The following is a 17,716-nucleotide window of genomic DNA, read 5'->3' as shown; positions in this document are numbered from 1 at the left end:
CAGGTCTCCTTTTAAATGGTTGAATAAGATGGCAGTGTACGTTGCTTCAAGGCTTCAATGACAGCTGAAACATCCAATTCTTCCCGTTTTTTAATTAAAAAAACACCGATTTCCAATGTAGCCGTTTTGGCAGCGATCCTTGTTTCTTTATCTTCATTGACATTTAAATCGGCAACGTGGGAAAGTCCGATGGTTCGCCGAATCAGTTCACAGCCGGCAAAGCCGAATGCATCTTTTTTGAATTTTGTCAGTAAATAAGGCAGATAACCTTTCACATGACGAAATGGGCTTTTATTTTGACCTTCCCATAATTCGGAATAAGTTTCTTCAAAGGCATTCCAAAATTCATTAAGGTGTGTGAAAATCTCTTCCTTTCCAACGCTATTACGTGTGACTGCCTGAAAGAGAAGGTTGGCAGTGTATTGACCAAGGTCAAAACCAACTGGACCATAAAAAGCGAATTCTGGATCGATAACCTTTGTTTCAGTTTCACTTGCAAATATACTTCCAGTATGTAAATCTCCATGAAGCAAGGCTTCCTGCTCGGTTTCAAAGCTTTGTTTCAGCTTAGCGACCTCAAGGATCACTTCTTTATCATTCCATATATTTTTGGCGGCATCAGTCAATTCCACCTCGAAATCTCCCGGGAGTTCCTCAAAAAATGGATCCGTGAAAATGAAGACCTCAGTGATTTTGCAGAGTTCGGGATTCGTGAAATGTCGGGCAACTTCCTTTTTGGCAGAGGGTTCTAAATGATAATCGGATGTATAAAATGCCGTTTTCGCAACATATTCACCAATATGCTGTGAAAGCAATGGATATGAATCGCCTTCAATCAATCCTGTTCTAACGATTTTCAAATGGGATAAATCCTCCATGACCGTGATGGCAAGCTTTTCATCAGAATAATAGACTTGCGGTACGAATTCTGGGCAATAACTTCTGAAATGAATCAGCGCATTCGCTTCAATGGCAGCCCTTTTCAATGTCAGCGGCCAGCCTTCGCCAAGTACCTTGGCATAAGGAACCGCTTGTTTAATGATAATTCCTTTATTTGTGACTGTGTCTGTAATATGAAAAACATAATTTAAGTTTCCATCGCCGATTTCTTTACATGTTAAACTTGCATCCGCATTGACCAACCCAAGTTTTTTTGCAAGGGTTATAGCTGTTTCGTTTGTCAATCTCTTAAAATTTGAATGGTTTTGAGTCATTCTTTTCCCCTCCGGATTCAAAATAAGAATAAAAAAGCCTCTTTCATATAGAAAGAGGCAGAAGTTTTGGCTTCGGACCTCTTATCTTCCAGAATATGAATTCTGGTGGAATTAGCACCGTGCTCTGTGGATTTTATAATCCGGCGGTGAATCCGCCCCATTTCACAATGGTATTACAGTCGGTTGCTGGGCTTCATAGGGCCTTTATCCCTCAGCCTGCTCTTGATAAGAGTAAATGTTTTCTGAAATTTTAATCTTCGGGAAAATAATATCAACTTTTTAAATAGTTTGTCAATGGGTAATTTAATAAAAATCAGGACGGCGATCTTCGAATACAGGTATTTTGTTACGTGCTTCCGTAACTTTATTGAAGTCCAAGGTGCCTGTCAGGAGTTCGTTTCCTTCTCCGGCTTCACTTATGATATTTCCCCAAGGATCAATAATCAGGGAATGACCGGCAAATATATTATTGACATCAGAGCCTGAGCGATTAACGGCTACTACATAGGCTTGGTTCTCGATGGCACGGCTAATCAATAAGGCTCTCCAGTGATCGAGTCTCGGCTTTGGCCATTCAGCCGTAACGAATAGAACTTCGGCGCCTTTAGCGGTATGGGCTCGCTGCCATTCAGGAAAACGGATGTCATAACAAATGAAACCAGCACATATTTTTTCATCAAGAGTAAATAAACCATCCTTTTCTCCTGGCTTCAGGAAATGATGTTCATCCATTAACTGAAATAAGTGAAGCTTATCATATTCTTTTATGAGATTTCCCTGTTTATCGATGATGATCATGGTGTTATAGATTCCCTTGCCCGTTTTTTTCGCAATGGAACCGCCTACGATGTGAATCTCGTGTTTCCTTGCCTGTGTTTTAAGAAATTCAATCGTTTTTTCCGCCTCTTGATCAGCAATCTCATTTAACCTGCTTAAGTCGTATCCGGTTGTCCAAAGCTCTGGTAAAATGACGATATCGGGTTCTGACCGTGCTGCTTTTTCCAACCATTGTTCCGCAACCTGAAAATTGATATCCGGTTGCCCGAATGCTATATCCATTTGAATACAAGCTATTTTCCACTTCATCGTTTAAAACCCCCACATGTAAAAAATGCTTTACAAGACTATGATAAACATATATCATTTGTGTCTAGAATTTCAAGAAATTTCAGAGAAGGTGTATAAATGGTGCAATTCGAAAAATCCAGACAGCTTCAGGACCTGCCCAAGCAGTTTTTTGCCTCACTAGTCGCAAAAGTCAATGCCATCACGGAGCAAGGACATGATGTCATTAATTTAGGCCAGGGAAACCCTGATCAGCCGACACCAGACCATATCGTGAAAAGCTTGCAGTCTGCCGCTGAAAAAACGATTAATCATAAATATTCGCCATTCCGGGGGCATCAATATTTAAAAGATGCTGCTGCCGTCTTTTATGAACGTGAATTCGGTGTCAAGCTGGATCCGAACAGTGAAGTGGCGATTCTCTTCGGGGGAAAGGCAGGTCTTGTCGAACTGCCGCAGTGTTTATTGAATCCGGGTGATACGATCCTTGTTCCGGATCCCGGCTATCCGGATTATCTTTCCGGTGTTGTTTTAGCCCAGGCAAAGACCGAATTCATGCCCTTGACAGAAGAAAATGATTTTCTTCCAAAATACAGTGACATACATAAAGAAGTGCTTGATAAAGCCAAAATGATGTTCTTGAACTATCCGAACAATCCCACAGGTGCTTCTGCAACTGAAAGTTTCTTTGATGAGACCGTCTCTACTGCAAAAGAGCATTCAATTTGTGTGGTCCACGACTTCGCTTATGGGGCGATAGGATTCGACGGAAAAAAACCGATAAGCTTTCTCCAGTCAGAGGGAGCGAAGGAAATAGGAATAGAAATATACACACTATCGAAAACATACAATATGGCAGGGTGGAGAGTCGGCTTCGCAGTGGGGAATAAGAGTGTCATAGAAGCTCTTGAACTATTACAAGACCATCTTTATGTGAGTCTGTTCCCGGCGATACAAGAAGCTGCTGCAAGCGCTTTGCTTGACTCGCAGAGCTGTGTAGAGCAGTTAGTGCAGATGTACGAGGGACGAAGGAATGTTTTCATTGAGGGATTAAGGGCAATCGGCTGGGATGTCAAAGCTCCTGCGGCATCATTTTTTGCCTGGCTCAAGGTACCTAAAGGTTTTACGTCCGAGAGTTTTGCAGACTATTTATTAACGCATGCCCACGTTGCTGTTGCCGCAGGGAATGGATTTGGTGAATTTGGCGAAGGTTATGTCAGGGTAGGGCTGCTGACTTCGGAAGAACGGCTGAAAGAGGCTGTGGAACGGATAAGTAAATTAAAATTATTTTAACCACAATGATATATCCGATTAATTCACCCTTAAATAGTTAAAACTTATTGACAAAGTAGGGATTACCTGTCAGAATACAAAATAAATTCTTAATCTTTCGATACTTGGATGCAAATTTATATATCAGCGTTTTCTTATTTTGAGCAGGTGGAGGGACTAGCCCTATGAAGCCCAGCAACCGACCGTAATTCCATTGTAAAATGGGGCGGAATTCTTCGCCGGATTTTTCTTGAAATCCACAAGGCACGGTGCTAATTCTTGCAGCCAATGGCTGGGAGATAAGAAGATGGCTTATTAAAGCCTCTTCTTTATGAAGGGGCTTTTGCCATTTTGAGACCATTTCAGGTTAATGACATCGGGAGTTTACTAACGTGATATAGGAGTGATCAAATGAGCGAGATAGTCGCTACTTATTTAATTCATGATTCTAAGGGAAATCATGAGAAAAAAGCAGAGAGCATTGCCTTAGGTTTGACTGTCGGGACATGGACGGACCTGCCCCATTTAGTCCAGAAACAACTGGAAAAACATAAGGGACGCGTCGTATCGGTGACACCACTTTCCGAAGAAGAGAGGGCAAACAGCTACTTTAATCGTAAAGTATACCGTTCGCTTATTAAAATTGCCTATCCGGCAAGGAATTTCTCCAATGATTTACCTGCAATCCTAACGACGGTCTTCGGCAAACTTTCATTGGACGGGGAAATAAAACTTATCGACTTGGATTTTGTCGGTGATATTCAAAAAGCCTTTCCCGGGCCGCAATTTGGCATTGAAGGCATTAGGAAAAAGATTGGCGTATTTAACCGGCCCCTGGTGATGAGCATCTTTAAAGGTGTATTAGGAAGAGACCTAACATTCCATAATGAGCAACTGAGGCAACAAGCATTAGGAGGTGTCGACCTAGTTAAAGATGATGAGATCCTCTTTGACCAGGAACTGACTCCATTTTTCGATAGAATAAAAACGGGAAAAAGAATATTGAATGATGTCTATGAAACCACTGGCCACCGAACTTTATATGCAGTCAATCTATCAGGGAAAACATTTGAATTATTGGATAAGGCAGAGCAAGCGGCTGATGCAGGGGCAGATGCCTTGTTGTTCAACGTTCATACATATGGTTTGGATGTATTGCAGGCCTTGAGTGAACATGATCGTATCAAGCTGCCGATCATGGCGCACCCCGCATATAGCGGGGCATTGTCAGCTTCATCATTTTATGGGGTCGGCTATCCATTATTGCTTGGTAAATTAGTAAGGTTATCAGGTGCGGATTTATCCTTGTTCCCGTCCCCTTATGGAAGTGTCGCACTTGAAAAAAAGGAGACCTTGGCGATTGCTGAAGCTCTGACAAAAGATGAACTTTCATGGAAAAAAGCCTTCCCTGTTCCCTCTGCTGGCATTCATCCGGGCATGGTTCCGGATCTAATCAAGGATTTTGGAATCGATAGTGTGATTAATGCCGGAGGTGGAATTCACGGGCATCCTGATGGAGCAGATGGCGGGGCAAAGGCTTTCCGATCCGCTGTGGAAGCCGTACTTGCAGGAAAGGAACTATCTGAAGCGGCTGCTGAGGATGAAACACTAAAAAAAGCTCTTGTGTTATGGGGAGGCCTATAAGAAATAATGAAACCGATCATCTTTTGTGATTTTGACGGAACGATCACCAACTCGGATAATATCATTTCCATCATGAAGAAATTTGCGCCTCCGGAATGGGAAGCGTTGAAAGACGGTGTCCTTCAGCAAAAAATCAGTATATCTTCGGGAGTAGGGGATATGTTTTCCCTGCTTGATAGCGGCTTGAAGGATGACATCATCCAATATGTAAGAAAGACGGCCGGCATTCGTCCAGGGTTTTATGAATTCGTTGAGTATACGAAACAAGCCAACATCCCTTTATATATTGTAAGCGGGGGCATGGATTTTTTCATTGCACCGCTTTTGAATGATATCTTGCCAACAGAGTCCGTTTATTGCAACCGTGCATTTTTTGATAAGGAAAAGATTTATATTGAGTGGCCGCATTCCTGTGATGATCAATGTAATAATGGATGCGGTTGCTGCAAGCCATCCATTATGAGGGAAATTGCGGGTGCGGAAGATTTTAAATTCGTTATTGGAGATTCAGTAACGGATTTTGAAGCTGCAAAACAGGCGGATTTTGTCATAGCCCGTGACATACTGCTTGAAAAATGCGATAGCGAAGGGATTCCACATCAAGGTTTTGAAACGTTTTTTGATGTAATTGATATTATTAAGCAGCAGATGGGTGGGTAAAGCGTGAATAATCATTCTAAAGAATGGCAGGAGCTGGCAGATATTAAAGCTGAACTGGCCGAAAGGGATTGGTTTATGGGAACTAGCGGGAACTTGTCCATTCGGGAGCCCAAAAACCCTTTCTTTTATATTACGGCAAGCGGTAAGGATAAAAGGAAGCAATCGGATTCGGACTTTTTACTGGTGGATTTAAAAGGAAAGCCAGTTGAAGAAACGAACCTAAGACCATCGGCCGAAACTTTACTTCATACAGTCATTTACCGGAAAACGAATGCGAACTGTGTACTCCATGTCCATACAGTTGAAAATAATGTGATATCCGAATTGTACGGGGATGAAGGCCAAGTTTCTTTTCGTAATCATGAAATCATTAAAGCGACCGGTCGGTGGGATGAAGATTCGGAACTTCGGATTCCAATCATATATAATCATGCTGACATTCCGCTGTTATCCGATAAGTTCGAGCCACATGTCGAAGAAGACTCTGGCGCCGTGCTGATCCGCAATCATGGTATTACGGTTTGGGGTAAAAGCGGACTCGAAGCAAAGAGAATACTTGAAGCTTGCGAATTTTTATTTCAATATCAACTGTTGCTTAATCAACAAAAGGCATTTGCAGTTTCTTTAAGATAAACACTAATGAAGGAGGAATGAATGATGGCGACGATAAGATTCCAGGAAACAAACGAGGTTATTGAAAACGGTGAACAGGTAAAAGGATTTTTAGAAACACAAGGGGTTATTTATGAGCAATGGGACATTTCTAAATTACCGGCCCATCTCGTGGAAAAATACGATCTAACAGATGCTGAAAAGGAGGAAATCCTTGTAGCATTCCAATCAGAGATAGCGGAAATCTCCGAAAGAAGAGGCTATAAAGCGCATGATATCATCACATTATCCGATGCGAATCCGAACTTGGATCAAATGCTTGAAAACTTTAAGCAGGAACATCACCATGAAGATGATGAAGTGCGTTTCATAGCAGGCGGTACGAGTATCTTTGCGATTGAAGGCAAAGATAAACAGTGGTTTGACGTGCGCCTTAATCCAGGTGATCTTATTAGTGTACCAGAATCAACAAGACATTATTTCACGCTTGCAGAAGATAGGAAAACTGTTGCTGTCCGCATTTTCGTTACAGCGGCAGGATGGGTGCCGATTTACGAAAAAGACGAAGTTCAAGCATGAATCAATGTTAAAAAACCAGCTTACGGGCTGGTTTTTTTATGTAGAAAAAAGGGAAGTCGGAATGGTCTCACCTAACCTTGATTTTATAAAAAAACATGATTAATCCCTTTGTGTTTTTTCTATTTTATAGGAAAGAAATCTCGCAAGATTGAAGAAATTTGCGACACTCCTGCCGAATAACTGGCTAGCCGAGACCCCACAGACGCTTGCGTCGAGGAGGCTCGGGAGACAGTCGGATGAAAGGGAGCGGATTTCTGAAATCGACTGGACGTTTTTAAATAAAAAACTGCAGTCGAACTCGCATTTCTTCGAATTTGCCTAGTCTGAAACCAGCTTACGGGCTGGTTTTTTTATGTGAATCCGGCAAGTGCTTTAGTAAGGTAATTATGATAAAATTTAACGGAATCGAATTTAACCGGATCATAGGAGCAGATAAGAATGAAAACAACCGAAGTGTACATATTGGGCGGCTTTCTCGGCAGCGGGAAAACGACGCTTCTTCGAAATATATTAAAGCAGGAAAGTGACGCGGGCAGAAAAGTGGCCGTGCTTTTAAATGAGCTCGGCAGTGTATCGGTTGACAGCGGACTCATTGGTGATGGAGTGCCTCTGAAGGAGTTGTTTGACGGGTGCATCTGCTGCACAATTCAAGATAAACTGGAAGTTCAGCTTCATGAATTGCTAACCGAAAATGACTTGGATGCGGTTTATATTGAAACGACGGGCGCTGCTCATCCAGTTGAAGTATTGGATGGCATCATGTCCCCGATCTTCGCCAAAAGGCTGGAGTATAAAGGGATTATCACCGTGGTCGATTTATTAAGGTGGCGCGATCGCGAGGAACTGTCTCCGCAGCTTCGACAGCTGCTTGCCGAGCAAATCCACCATGCCGATTTCATACTATTGAATAAAGCGGATTTAGTAAGTGAGATGGAGGCCGCACAGCTGATATATACGATACAGGCACTGAATACGGATGCTGTATGTTTATTGACGGAGTATGCAGATGTTTCCTTGAAATCATTGCAAGGGATGCAAAGAAATCGGCAAAATAGCCATCAAAAGCTTGATGTACATGACAATTTGCATTTAACTGCAGTCGTTCATACCTTTGAAGGTGCGGTGGCACAAACCGACTTTGAAGAGTGGCTTAGGTCCCTGCCGGAAACGGTATATAGAATGAAAGGATACATTTCTTTTACACATTCACAATACCCCCATTTATTTCAATACTCATACGGAATGCCGATGTATATGAATGAAATGATGAAAATGCCATTGAATATCGTCATCATCGGGGAAAAGTTGGATGAGGAAATGTTGATCGGTCAGTTGAAAGCTTTGGAAGCGAGAGCGGTCCGATAAACGTTTACCGCCCATAAAAGAAGGGAAACATATAAGAAGACTTTCTTATCAAGGAGGCGGTATTAATGCCATGGAATAAGAACGATTACCCAAATTCGATGAAGAATCTAGATAAAGATGTCAGGGAAAAGGCTATAGAGATCGCGAATGCATTATTGGATGAAGGATATGAGGATGGAAAAGCCATTCCAATTGCCATAGACCGGGCTAAGATGTCGGTGGGAAAAGATTGAAAAAATGGTCAGACCCATTTGAGGGTCTGACCATTTTTATTCTTGCATTCCAAAGGCGGCAAATGTCTTTTCGTCTTCTATTAATCCGCACGCAGCACATTGCACCCGAACTTCAGGACCATTATATGCTAGATGGAACGGCTGAAGGGAATCGTTCGAATATTGTTCAACAATCTCACCGGATTGCGGATCCTTTTTAACGGGGGTTGCTACTTGCTGAATGAGATTGAAGCGAGATTTATTTGTCCGGCAATTCGGACAGCGGTATACTTGAGACACTGTACTCACTCCTTTTTTGAATTTTAAAAAGCGTAATCGTATTATTAAGATAGTCTTTACGAACTTGATCAATAATATGTATGAATTAGTAATGGATGGAAGGGATACTATGAAGGAAAATATCAGGCAAGAAGAATTACTGGTGGCTTATTTAAGCATATGGAACAATCGTAAGGTGACCGATGGAGGTGGAAGGGAAGTTTTGCCGGAACTCATCCGCCGTGAGCTTTTGGATGAAAATGCCCATCCCCGTGCCCGAAAACCAGTATTGGAGAAATTTTACCTCTCCATTAAACGCGTGATGGAATCTTCGCTTTCGGAAGAAATGAAAAATGCAATCGTCATGCTCTATATTACTGAATTGGAAAGATTATGATTCCAGATTGTGATACGGGTGCTTGTTAGCAAATATTCTTATCCGCTTCATACTTTTTTCACAAATCATTGTTAAAATTTTAAAAAAATAGATATTTAATGAATAAGGAGCTTAAAATATGAAGTGGGGCATTGGGCTTTTTCTTGCCATCGTACTGCTTACTGGGTGTATTAGCGGTAATGCATTTACTAAAATCAATAAAAGTGAATCTTTCCTGGCGACTGTCAATATCAAGGATACTTCTCTGACTTTTATAGATGAAAACTATCATCCATTTGCAAAATGGGATATTTCAGAACCATTTACCGGAGCCCTGCTCCTGGCAGACAAAGATACTATCCTGCTTTATGGAAAAGAGATGAAGAAAGTCCAAGTTTACTCTTTATCAGCAGGAAAACTGATAAACAGTTGGGAAATTGGGAAAGGAATCGTCAATATGCAATTGTTACGTGATGGAAAAAGCATCGTGGCGGTCAATCAAGCGAATCACTCCATTTATTTTTTAAATGCTGATGGGGAGGTACAGGATATTGTCAAGGTTGGTAAAAGCCCCTTGACCGTTCTTCAAGGAGAGCAAGCAAATCGCTTGTATGTTATTAATTTTGGTGATACCAAATGTTCAGTGATAAATCTTGAAACGAAAAAGGTCGATTTCGAATTTCCCGTACATAGTTCCAGCACCGGCACGTTATTAAGGGAAGAAAAGGATGAAATATGGATCGGAGGACATGGTGATGGGGACCAAGTGGAAGAAGATCTATATATTTATTCGGCAAAAACGGGAGAGTTGAAGAAGAAACTGAAGGCCCCCACCATGCCGATAAAGTTCCTGGAGAATGCTGAAGGCATATTTGTCCTAAGTCATGGTACAAGCTCCTTATATAAATTGAATGATCAATATCAGGAAGTGAAAAGCAAAGTGGTCGGCGTCAACCCCTTTGAAATGGCGAACTTCAATGAAGATGTGGTCGTGGCGGGATATGATAGTGATGAAGTGTATGTAATGGATGCTGAAACAGTCGATGTTAAAAAAACGATAAAAGTCGGCGAAGGTCCGTTCCAATTGATGTTGAGGGAGTAGATGACATGCATGCTTACACCATTTTAGTCGTGGATGATGAAGAAGATATGCGAAATCTAGTTGAAATGTATTTGCTGAACTCAGGTTATCGATGCCTTCAAGCTGCGAATGGAAAAGAAGCTATAAGGATGGTTGAAACAGAGGAAGTGGATTTAATCCTATTGGATATCATGATGCCAGGTATGGACGGTTTCTCCGTTTGTGAAGAGATTCGTGATAATTGGGAGATCCCTGTGATATTTGTCAGTGCGAAAGGTGAAGAATGGGATATGGTGAAAGGGCTGAAGCTTGGCGGCGACGATTATATCGTCAAGCCGTTCAATCCAGGAGAATTGGTAGCAAGGGTCGAAGCTGTATTGCGAAGGACAGGGAAATTATCATTGAAAGAAGAAAATCAAAACCATGTCCGATTCGGTAAAATTAGCTTGAACTTACAATCCAGAACGGTTTTGGTTGAAGGGAAGGCAATCAATTTAACCTTGAAAGAATTCGAATTGCTGTTATTTCTCATGCGTCATAAAAGCCAGGCACTCAGCCGCGAACAACTGCTTGAAAATGTATGGAGCGGGGAGTATGGAGGATCTTTACGTACTGTGGATACCCATATCAAAACGTTACGAATGAAATTAAGAGCGGCTGATTACATTCAAACCGTCTGGGGAATCGGTTATAAGATAGAGGAAAAGAAATGATCAATAAATGGCGAACCCTCTCATTTAAATTATGGCTCACCATCATCACCGCCATCATCCTTTCCGTTCTGTTCGCATACTCACTTTCTCAATATTATTATAAAAATCTATATGTGGAGAAGCTTAAAACAGATTTAGTCAATGAAGCGTCATTGCTAGGGGCGGATTATACCGGCGGTGAAATCAGTGATGACTTCAAGGAAAAAGTTGAATGGTTTAACAGTAAGAATGACAGCGAGGTCTTTGTCGTCAACAATCCCAGGGAATTGAGTGCCTGTCTGCCTTTTGAAATCAATTATGATACTCTTATTTCTGAAGAAGAACGGCAAATGCTTTTAGATGGGAAAGCCGTTGAAAAAGAAGGATATGAGAAAAGGTTTGAAAAGAACATCGTAGCTGCGATCATACCCCTGATTGACGAAGATCGCCTCGAAGGTATCATCTATACATATATTCCAGTAGATTCCATTACGGTCTTACTTAAGGAATTTGCTGCAAAATGGTTGGCAGCGATCCTATTATTCTTGATAGTCGCGATATTTTTTACTACAAAATGGTTGAAAAGGCTAATCAGTCCGATTAAGGAAATCGAGACTGCAGCCCATCTCGTTTCAGAGGGGAATTATGACATACAGGTCCATGTAAGGAGCCATGATGAAATAGGTAAACTGGCAATAGCCTTTAATGATATGGCCAATTCCATCCATTTGGAAGAAGAAAGAAAAAAAGAATTTCTTGAAAATGTAGCACACGAGCTCAGAACCCCGCTTAGTTACGTAAAGGGATACACGCAGGCCATATTGGATGGTGTCGTGAAAAATGATGAAGAACAACGGAAATACCTTCATCTCATTTCAAGGGAGGCCCTTAGGCTGCAGCGGCTTGTGGGTGATCTGATGGACTTAACAAAAATGGATAGTGATCCATTCTTGTTAAATAAAATCCCAATTGCCTATGCTCAATTCATAGAAGACGTACTTGTGAAATATGAACCGATAATAAAGGAAAAGAAATTGGACTTGCAGTTGGATCTGGATCCAGACCCGATTATTTTTGGGGATGAAGGAAGGATGGAACAGATCCTGCATAACATTTTTGATAATGCCATTCAGTACACGGATTCTGGAGGGGCGATTCATATTACCCTAATTCAGCATAAAGATGATTGCGAACTGCTGATAACTGACACGGGTAACGGGATTCCGGAAGCGGATCTGCCTCATATCATGAATCGTTTTTACCGAGTTAACAAAGCACGCAGCCGTTTTGATGGCGGTTCAGGGCTTGGACTGTCCATTGTCAAAAAATTGGTGGAATTACAAAATGGTAAAATCGAAATAGAAAGCAAGGAAAAAAGGGGAACAAAAGTCAAGGTCATCCTACCGATTATAAAAGAAGAATGGAATTCATAAAAAGGGGATACGTTCAAAAATGAAAAAAATCATGTTATTTTGCATGGCGTTAATTTTTTTGGCTGGATGCGGCAAGGAAGAGGAAATTCCGAAAATGTTAAATGTCGATTTAGCTGTCAATCCAATTCAGGGTAAAGTGAATGAGCCTGTGAAATTTCAGGCAAAAGTGACATATGGGGACGAAGCCGTGACAGATGCGGATGATGTCAGTTTTGAAATTTGGCTTGCAAATAGCGATGATCATGACAAGATCGCAGTGAAACATAAAGGGAATGGCATATATGAATTGGAAAAGAATTTTGATGAAGAAGGAACCTACTATGTATATGCTCATGTAACTGCAAGGGATATGCACAACATGCCAAAGAAAGAATTCGTAATAGGCAAACCAAGCACTCCTGAACAAAGTGGCGAAAAAAAAGAAATGGACGAGATGGATGATGAAGAAATGAAATGATGAATGACCATCAAACTCAAAACAATTCGGAAGTGAATCCGAATTGTTTTTTTTTTGAAAAATGGACCAAGGCAATAGGGTAGAAATGATCGGGACAAAAGACGGAGCGTCGAAGTTAAATCGAAAAATTTGTAACATAAAAGTAATGAAAGTCATATTAAGTTGGTTAAATACGATATGTCAACAAAAAGTTATTAGTATTCAATGGAAATGGTTCTATGTAACTACCATTGACAAGTAAGGGCTGGAAAAATATGAGTATATATACCACTGAAAGAAACATAGATAGGTAAAGCATTCTTGCAAGTTTTCTCTGAAACTAGGATAATAATATTTTCTCTTTCGTATCCTGTTAAATTCGATGGAAATTGCTGGTGCATTTATTACAAAAAGTGCATGTTATGATAATTCCAGAAGCAAAGCACAACACAAAACGAACATCACAGGAGGAAATACGAATGAAAAAGAAAATGTTTATGTCAGCAGCAGCGGCTGCAGCTATTATATTCACAGGAGTAGGAGCTAACCAAGCTGAAGCAGCCAACTGTGATACTGTGAAACAAGTAACTTTTAAATCTACTAATAAAGAGGATATGCAAAAAGTCCTTAACCAATACCTAGCTAAATACAATATCACTTTACCTGCAGCGCAGGCACAACAAAAGCCAGTTCAAACGCCAGTTCAAAAACCAGTTCAAAAACCAGTTCAAAAACCAGTTCAAAAACCGGTTCAGCAAGAAACTGGAACAACGAACCAAGCAAAACCTGAAGCAAAACCAGTAACACCTAATAAATCAACTGATGAAAAACAAGAGACAAGCTCTCAATTAAGTGCTTTTGAACAAGAAGTTGTTAAATTAACTAATGCAGAACGTGCAAAACAAGGTTTGGCAGCTCTTAAAATCGACACTGAGTTGAGCAAAGTTGCACGTATCAAGTCTCAAGACATGAAAGATAAAAACTACTTTGATCACAATAGCCCAACTTACGGCTCACCATTCGATATGATGAAACAATTCGGAATCAGCTATACATCAGCTGGTGAAAACATCGCACAAGGTCAACAAACACCTGAAGAAGTGGTACAAGCTTGGATGAATAGCCAAGGACACCGTGAAAACATCATGAATTCTAGCTTTACTCATATTGGAGTAGGTTACGTTGAATCTGGTAACTACTGGACTCAACAATTCATCGGAAAATAATAGATTAATAGAAAAGTGCATCCCATTAACATGGGGTGCGCTTTTTTTTTGCGAGAATGGATCAGATTATTCCTTTCCATGGAATAAAATCAATTGTGACATCGATTGGTTCTCTATAATGTACCCAAATCTAAAAAAATTGAACCAAGAAATAACTGGAACCGCACCTTATCATCAGCGAGGTCCCGGTGTGTAGCAACTTATATCTCGGATACATCGATTTCTGAATACTGTGTATTGAAACTTTTCTGAAGACGTATTTCCAATGTTGATTCTTTATATTGGGCTGATGCCCCTTTTTTCTTTACAGGTGCGGGGAGTGTTATGACATGCCGATCTGACTCTTCAGGAATCCCCTCGATGATGGATTGGTTAGATGTATGGTAAAGTTTCATTTTCTTTAGCCAAGATTCATCTTCTATTGGAATTCTTACGAAGACATATAAATGCGTTTCAAATACTTCGGCATATAAAGGATGTTCAGATCTGGCATTTTCTTTTTGTGAGCGGCCATCATTTTGATTCATCATACCTTGCATATTTTCAGGTATGACTTGTGAAAATACTTTTTCAATGAATGATTGTACATCACTTTGCTGCATATTTTTCATGAAATCCTTTTGGTTCGGGTTATTCTTAAAAGAAAAAAGTGAATTCCAAGGAAACATATTGAATTCCTCTCTCCTGCTTATGGTCTGACAGGTTTATTTGTTATATTTTATGCAGCTAAAGCCCATAGGTTCTTTTATATAATTACTAAATTATAGAAAACGGAATAAACTTATGTATAATTAAGTAAAATCCATTAGATAAAGAGGGTAGGCCTGTGGATGAAAAAGTAGCTTTTATTACTGGTGGAGCAACGGGAATCGGCAAAAGGATGGCATTTTCACTCGCGGATAATGGAATGGCCATTATCATTACTTATCGAAAAAGTAAAAAGGCAGCTTTAGCATTAGTGGATGAATTACAGGAAAAATACCATGTAAAGGCACTTGCGATTCAAGGTGACTCGTCAAGTGAAGAAGATTGCCGGAATATTTTGCAAAAGATTTTGGAGGTCTTTGGCCATGTTGATATCTTCATTCATAACGCAGGGCCATATATGCATGATCGTAAACACATGACTGAATATGGCAGTGATGAATGGAAGTACATCATGGATGGGAATTTAAACGGTTTTTTCTATTTTGCGAAGGAACTTATTCCGCAAATGCGAAGTAGAAACTGGGGCAGAGTCATTACATTAGGGTTTGAACGGTGTGAAACTGCACCAGGATGGATTTATCGTTCTGCTTTTGCCGCGGCAAAGAGCGGCTTGACCTCCTTGACAAGAACTTTAGCTGCCGAAGAAGCTATACATGGCATTACCGTGAATATGGTCTGTCCTGGTGATATAGTAGGTGATTGGAAAGAGGGGGAAATCAGGGGCGCGAGAGCAGAAAAGGATGGTACGGTTCCAATCGGCAGACCGGGTACAGGCGAAGATATAGCGAGGGTCGTCACGTTTCTTTGTGATGAGGAGTCAGATTTCATTACCGGCAGCATCATACCGGTAACAGGCGGAAAGGATGTTCTCGGGAAAATATATAAAGCCTAGCGTGAGAATGAAAAAGGGTGAGGCCGGTAATCCAGCCCCACTCTTTTTTTACGCCATTTTTTTATATTTCACTTGCTGTATGAACCGTAAGCGAGCCGCCAAGCCTATTGCTCCGAGAGCCAAGCCGGTAATTAGGCCAATCCAATACCCAAAGGCTCCCATATCTGTATACTTTGCGAAAACATAGCCAATGGGAAGCCCGAGAATCCAGTAGGAGACCAGTGACATCGCAAATGTGACATTAACATCTTTATAACCACGCAATATACCCTGAATAGGTGCCTGGAGGGCATCCGATATCTGAAAGAAGATGGCATATATTAAAAAATGTGAAGTCAGCATCATTACCTCATGATCTTTTGTGTATAAAGAAGCCACAGGTTCACGGAAGAGGAATAGGATGGTCGACAAAACGAGCGACATTGTCAAGGCCATCGAAATGCCAATCCAGCTATACACTTTTGCATCTTTATAACGGTTTGCCCCAATTTCAAATCCAATGACGATCGTCAAAGCCATGGATATACTTAGCGGTATCATATAAAGCAGGGAGGCAAAATTCATGGCAATCTGATGCGATGCTATTGTGACGGTATCATACTTACTCATCAAGAGGGTGACGGCCGAGAAAATGCTTGTTTCAAAAAAGATAGCCAGCCCGATGGGTACTCCAATCAATAATAAGGCACGCCATTCTTTCCAGGAAACCCGGAAAAATTCATTGAAAACCTTATATGTCGAAAACGGGTTGATTTTTATTACAACAAGGATGGCCACCAAGGCAATTAACCAATAAGTAATGGCAGTGGCGTACCCCGAACCGACACCGCCAAGTTCGGGGAATCCAAGCTTCCCGTAGATTAATAGGTAATTAAAAAGGACGTTTACCGGGAGTGCACATAAGGTGATTATCATGGATATCCTGGTCTGCCCCAGAGCATCAATGAAGGCCCTTAACGCATTATAAACGAATAAAGGAATGATACCGAGTGAAAGTGCAATCAAATAATCATGAGCAACCATGTGGACACTATCTTCAAGGTCCATGGCATTCAATACGGGGTTCAAGGAAAACGCCCCAATGATTAATATGAATAAGGCTAAAGTGACAGCTAAATAAATGGCCTGCATCACGGAATAGGAAACGGATTTAGACTGCCTGGAACCGACCAGCTGTGAAACCACCGGCGTTAAGGCAATCAATATCCCGCTCAGCCCCGTGTATACGGGTGTCCATAGCGAACTGCCGATGGAGACGCCAGCAACGTCCTGAGTGCTGTATTGTCCTGACATCATCACATCAAAAAAGGTCATGGCATACATGCTGATTTGGGTTATCAGGATAGGTATCAATATATAAAATAACAGGCGGATCTTTTGTGATTTAGTATAAGTCTGATTCATTAAAGTACCTCAATATCAATATTTGCAATTTTCAACACAATGAAAGAATTATATCACATAAGCATGTGATGTTTTAAGAGTTTTTATTTGAAGCTAAAAAAGACTTGCCGTTTTGGGCAGGTCTCAGCTTGTAGACAAAAGGGGTTCTGAATTAAAAAATTCAGAACCCCTTTTGATTTTTCACTTATTTAAGTTAATAAGTGCAGAGCAAGTATACGTGGATTCCACACATGTGAAAGAGTGCGATATGGAAAGTGCCTCATATCTCAATGTTCGGGGAAAATTAAACGACACTTTAAAGATCTAAAGTAACCATTTCAAGTTGATCTCGCTGAATAGAATCATGTTTAGAAAGCATCCTCATCACCTCAAGTGTTAATTAGTCTATTTTAAAACAATAAAGACTTTAGGCAAAAGGGTTCTATCTAAAAGTTAAAACAAAGTTGATTGGAGCGGGTGTGCGAGGCTCCTCCTGGACGCGGAAAGCGAGTGTCTTACGTTATAATCAATGTCAAAATTTGTACAAGCCATAAAAAAATGTAGACAACCTCGATTTTCATCGAGGT

18 protein-coding genes, 1 pseudogene and 2 riboswitches are annotated in these 17,716 nt (G+C 40.8%); of the genes and pseudogenes, 14 read left to right on the top strand and 5 right to left on the bottom strand.

The window, feature by feature from the left end:
• Nucleotides 1–11: 11 nt before the first annotated feature.
• Both mtnK and ACYP5M_RS05965 read right to left on the bottom strand, forming a co-directional pair.
• On the bottom strand, nt 12–1,214 hold the full coding sequence (gene mtnK, locus ACYP5M_RS05970; protein WP_452445247.1) for an S-methyl-5-thioribose kinase: 1,203 nt from the start codon (nt 1,212–1,214) through the stop codon (nt 12–14).
• 78 nt (nt 1,215–1,292) lie between these two features.
• A riboswitch (SAM riboswitch) is annotated at nt 1,293–1,446 on the bottom strand.
• Between the two features lie 71 nt (nt 1,447–1,517).
• A complete protein-coding gene (locus tag ACYP5M_RS05965) occupies nt 1,518–2,300 on the bottom strand; it encodes a carbon-nitrogen family hydrolase (protein WP_434167167.1) in 783 nt (260 codons plus the stop codon).
• A gap of 99 nt (nt 2,301–2,399) precedes the next feature.
• On the opposite strand from ACYP5M_RS05965, the gene ACYP5M_RS05960 reads away from it, so the two are divergent.
• From ACYP5M_RS05960 to ACYP5M_RS05930, 7 genes and pseudogenes are all read left to right on the top strand, one after another.
• On the top strand, nt 2,400–3,572 hold the full coding sequence (locus ACYP5M_RS05960; protein WP_452445246.1) for a pyridoxal phosphate-dependent aminotransferase: 1,173 nt from the start codon (nt 2,400–2,402) through the stop codon (nt 3,570–3,572).
• Nucleotides 3,573–3,703: 131 nt separating this feature from the next.
• Nucleotides 3,704–3,857: riboswitch (SAM riboswitch) on the top strand.
• A gap of 105 nt (nt 3,858–3,962) precedes the next feature.
• A complete protein-coding gene (gene mtnW, locus ACYP5M_RS05955) occupies nt 3,963–5,195 on the top strand; it encodes a 2,3-diketo-5-methylthiopentyl-1-phosphate enolase (protein ID WP_101225240.1) in 1,233 nt (410 codons plus the stop codon).
• A 6-nt stretch (nt 5,196–5,201) separates the two neighbouring features.
• Nucleotides 5,202–5,855 carry a 2-hydroxy-3-keto-5-methylthiopentenyl-1-phosphate phosphatase gene (locus ACYP5M_RS05950; protein ID WP_427572321.1) on the top strand — a complete coding sequence of 218 codons (654 nt, stop codon included), beginning with the start codon at nt 5,202–5,204 and terminating at the stop codon, nt 5,853–5,855.
• A gap of 3 nt (nt 5,856–5,858) precedes the next feature.
• On the top strand, nt 5,859–6,488 hold the full coding sequence (locus ACYP5M_RS05945) for a methylthioribulose 1-phosphate dehydratase (protein WP_434167164.1): 630 nt from the start codon (nt 5,859–5,861) through the stop codon (nt 6,486–6,488).
• Nucleotides 6,489–6,512: 24 nt separating this feature from the next.
• Entirely contained in the window at nt 6,513–7,046 is a 534-nt protein-coding gene (locus ACYP5M_RS05940; protein ID WP_402937665.1) for a cupin domain-containing protein, read from the top strand.
• A gap of 438 nt (nt 7,047–7,484) precedes the next feature.
• Complete coding sequence (locus tag ACYP5M_RS05935) at nt 7,485–8,411, top strand: CobW family GTP-binding protein (protein WP_402937663.1); 927 nt, start codon at nt 7,485–7,487, stop codon at nt 8,409–8,411.
• A gap of 65 nt (nt 8,412–8,476) precedes the next feature.
• Nucleotides 8,477–8,623 (top strand): annotated as a pseudogene (locus ACYP5M_RS05930) (DUF2188 domain-containing protein); the annotation flags it as partial.
• Nucleotides 8,624–8,680: 57 nt separating this feature from the next.
• Here ACYP5M_RS05930 and ACYP5M_RS05925 read toward each other — a convergent pair.
• Nucleotides 8,681–8,923 carry a DNA alkylation repair protein gene (locus ACYP5M_RS05925; protein ID WP_101225235.1) on the bottom strand — a complete coding sequence of 81 codons (243 nt, stop codon included), beginning with the start codon at nt 8,921–8,923 and terminating at the stop codon, nt 8,681–8,683.
• Between the two features lie 109 nt (nt 8,924–9,032).
• On the opposite strand from ACYP5M_RS05925, the gene ACYP5M_RS05920 reads away from it, so the two are divergent.
• The 6 genes from ACYP5M_RS05920 to ACYP5M_RS05895 all read left to right on the top strand — a co-directional run bounded on the left by ACYP5M_RS05920 (nt 9,033) and on the right by ACYP5M_RS05895 (nt 14,146).
• Complete coding sequence (locus tag ACYP5M_RS05920; protein WP_434167161.1) at nt 9,033–9,299, top strand: hypothetical protein; 267 nt, start codon at nt 9,033–9,035, stop codon at nt 9,297–9,299.
• Nucleotides 9,300–9,417: 118 nt separating this feature from the next.
• The gene (locus ACYP5M_RS05915; protein ID WP_434167160.1) at nt 9,418–10,380 is read left to right on the top strand and encodes a WD40 repeat domain-containing protein; all 963 of its coding nucleotides are present in this window, start codon (nt 9,418–9,420) and stop codon (nt 10,378–10,380) included.
• 5 nt (nt 10,381–10,385) lie between these two features.
• Nucleotides 10,386–11,072: a response regulator transcription factor gene (locus tag ACYP5M_RS05910; protein ID WP_434167159.1), complete on the top strand. Its 687-nt coding sequence runs from the start codon at nt 10,386–10,388 to the stop codon at nt 11,070–11,072.
• Nucleotides 11,069–12,484 carry a sensor histidine kinase gene (locus tag ACYP5M_RS05905; protein ID WP_459734780.1) on the top strand — a complete coding sequence of 472 codons (1,416 nt, stop codon included), beginning with the start codon at nt 11,069–11,071 and terminating at the stop codon, nt 12,482–12,484. Before ACYP5M_RS05910 ends, ACYP5M_RS05905 begins: the two co-directional genes overlap by 4 nt.
• Before the next feature lie 19 nt (nt 12,485–12,503).
• Nucleotides 12,504–12,941, top strand: coding sequence for a FixH family protein (locus tag ACYP5M_RS05900; protein ID WP_434167157.1), 438 nt, complete (start codon nt 12,504–12,506; stop codon nt 12,939–12,941).
• Between the two features lie 458 nt (nt 12,942–13,399).
• Entirely contained in the window at nt 13,400–14,146 is a 747-nt protein-coding gene (locus ACYP5M_RS05895) for a CAP domain-containing protein (RefSeq protein ID WP_452445244.1), read from the top strand.
• Nucleotides 14,147–14,346: 200 nt separating this feature from the next.
• Here the strand turns inward: ACYP5M_RS05895 and ACYP5M_RS05890 are convergent, their stop codons facing one another.
• Nucleotides 14,347–14,814: an Hsp20/alpha crystallin family protein gene (locus tag ACYP5M_RS05890; RefSeq protein WP_452445243.1), complete on the bottom strand. Its 468-nt coding sequence runs from the start codon at nt 14,812–14,814 to the stop codon at nt 14,347–14,349.
• Between the two features lie 158 nt (nt 14,815–14,972).
• On the opposite strand from ACYP5M_RS05890, the gene ACYP5M_RS05885 reads away from it, so the two are divergent.
• Nucleotides 14,973–15,746, top strand: coding sequence for an SDR family oxidoreductase (locus tag ACYP5M_RS05885; RefSeq protein WP_434167155.1), 774 nt, complete (start codon nt 14,973–14,975; stop codon nt 15,744–15,746).
• Nucleotides 15,747–15,794: 48 nt separating this feature from the next.
• On the opposite strand, the gene ACYP5M_RS05880 is transcribed toward ACYP5M_RS05885, so the two are convergent.
• A complete protein-coding gene (locus ACYP5M_RS05880; RefSeq protein ID WP_101225226.1) occupies nt 15,795–17,150 on the bottom strand; it encodes an MATE family efflux transporter in 1,356 nt (451 codons plus the stop codon).
• Between the last annotated feature and the right edge of the window lie 566 nt (nt 17,151–17,716).

Source organism: Peribacillus sp. N1 (genome assembly GCF_054600815.1).
The sequence above is the reverse complement of the archived record's forward strand: the minus strand, read 5'-3'. Positions and strand labels throughout refer to the sequence as shown.

Excerpts from the sequence above, each read along its gene's own strand:
- mtnK (WP_452445247.1), bottom strand. The coding sequence starts at position 1,214 with ATGACTCAAAACCATTCAAATTTTAAGAGATTGACAAACGAAACAGCT.
- ACYP5M_RS05965 (WP_434167167.1), bottom strand. The coding sequence starts at position 2,300 with ATGAAGTGGAAAATAGCTTGTATTCAAATGGATATAGCATTCGGGCAA.
- ACYP5M_RS05960 (WP_452445246.1), top strand. The coding sequence starts at position 2,400 with ATGGTGCAATTCGAAAAATCCAGACAGCTTCAGGACCTGCCCAAGCAG.
- mtnW (WP_101225240.1), top strand. The coding sequence starts at position 3,963 with ATGAGCGAGATAGTCGCTACTTATTTAATTCATGATTCTAAGGGAAAT.
- ACYP5M_RS05950 (WP_427572321.1), top strand. The coding sequence starts at position 5,202 with ATGAAACCGATCATCTTTTGTGATTTTGACGGAACGATCACCAACTCG.
- ACYP5M_RS05940 (WP_402937665.1), top strand. The coding sequence starts at position 6,513 with ATGGCGACGATAAGATTCCAGGAAACAAACGAGGTTATTGAAAACGGT.
- ACYP5M_RS05935 (WP_402937663.1), top strand. The coding sequence starts at position 7,485 with ATGAAAACAACCGAAGTGTACATATTGGGCGGCTTTCTCGGCAGCGGG.
- ACYP5M_RS05920 (WP_434167161.1), top strand. The coding sequence starts at position 9,033 with ATGAAGGAAAATATCAGGCAAGAAGAATTACTGGTGGCTTATTTAAGC.
- ACYP5M_RS05915 (WP_434167160.1), top strand. The coding sequence starts at position 9,418 with ATGAAGTGGGGCATTGGGCTTTTTCTTGCCATCGTACTGCTTACTGGG.
- ACYP5M_RS05910 (WP_434167159.1), top strand. The coding sequence starts at position 10,386 with ATGCATGCTTACACCATTTTAGTCGTGGATGATGAAGAAGATATGCGA.
- ACYP5M_RS05905 (WP_459734780.1), top strand. The coding sequence starts at position 11,069 with ATGATCAATAAATGGCGAACCCTCTCATTTAAATTATGGCTCACCATC.
- ACYP5M_RS05900 (WP_434167157.1), top strand. The coding sequence starts at position 12,504 with ATGAAAAAAATCATGTTATTTTGCATGGCGTTAATTTTTTTGGCTGGA.
- ACYP5M_RS05895 (WP_452445244.1), top strand. The coding sequence starts at position 13,400 with ATGAAAAAGAAAATGTTTATGTCAGCAGCAGCGGCTGCAGCTATTATA.
- ACYP5M_RS05890 (WP_452445243.1), bottom strand. The coding sequence starts at position 14,814 with ATGTTTCCTTGGAATTCACTTTTTTCTTTTAAGAATAACCCGAACCAA.
- ACYP5M_RS05880 (WP_101225226.1), bottom strand. The coding sequence starts at position 17,150 with ATGAATCAGACTTATACTAAATCACAAAAGATCCGCCTGTTATTTTAT.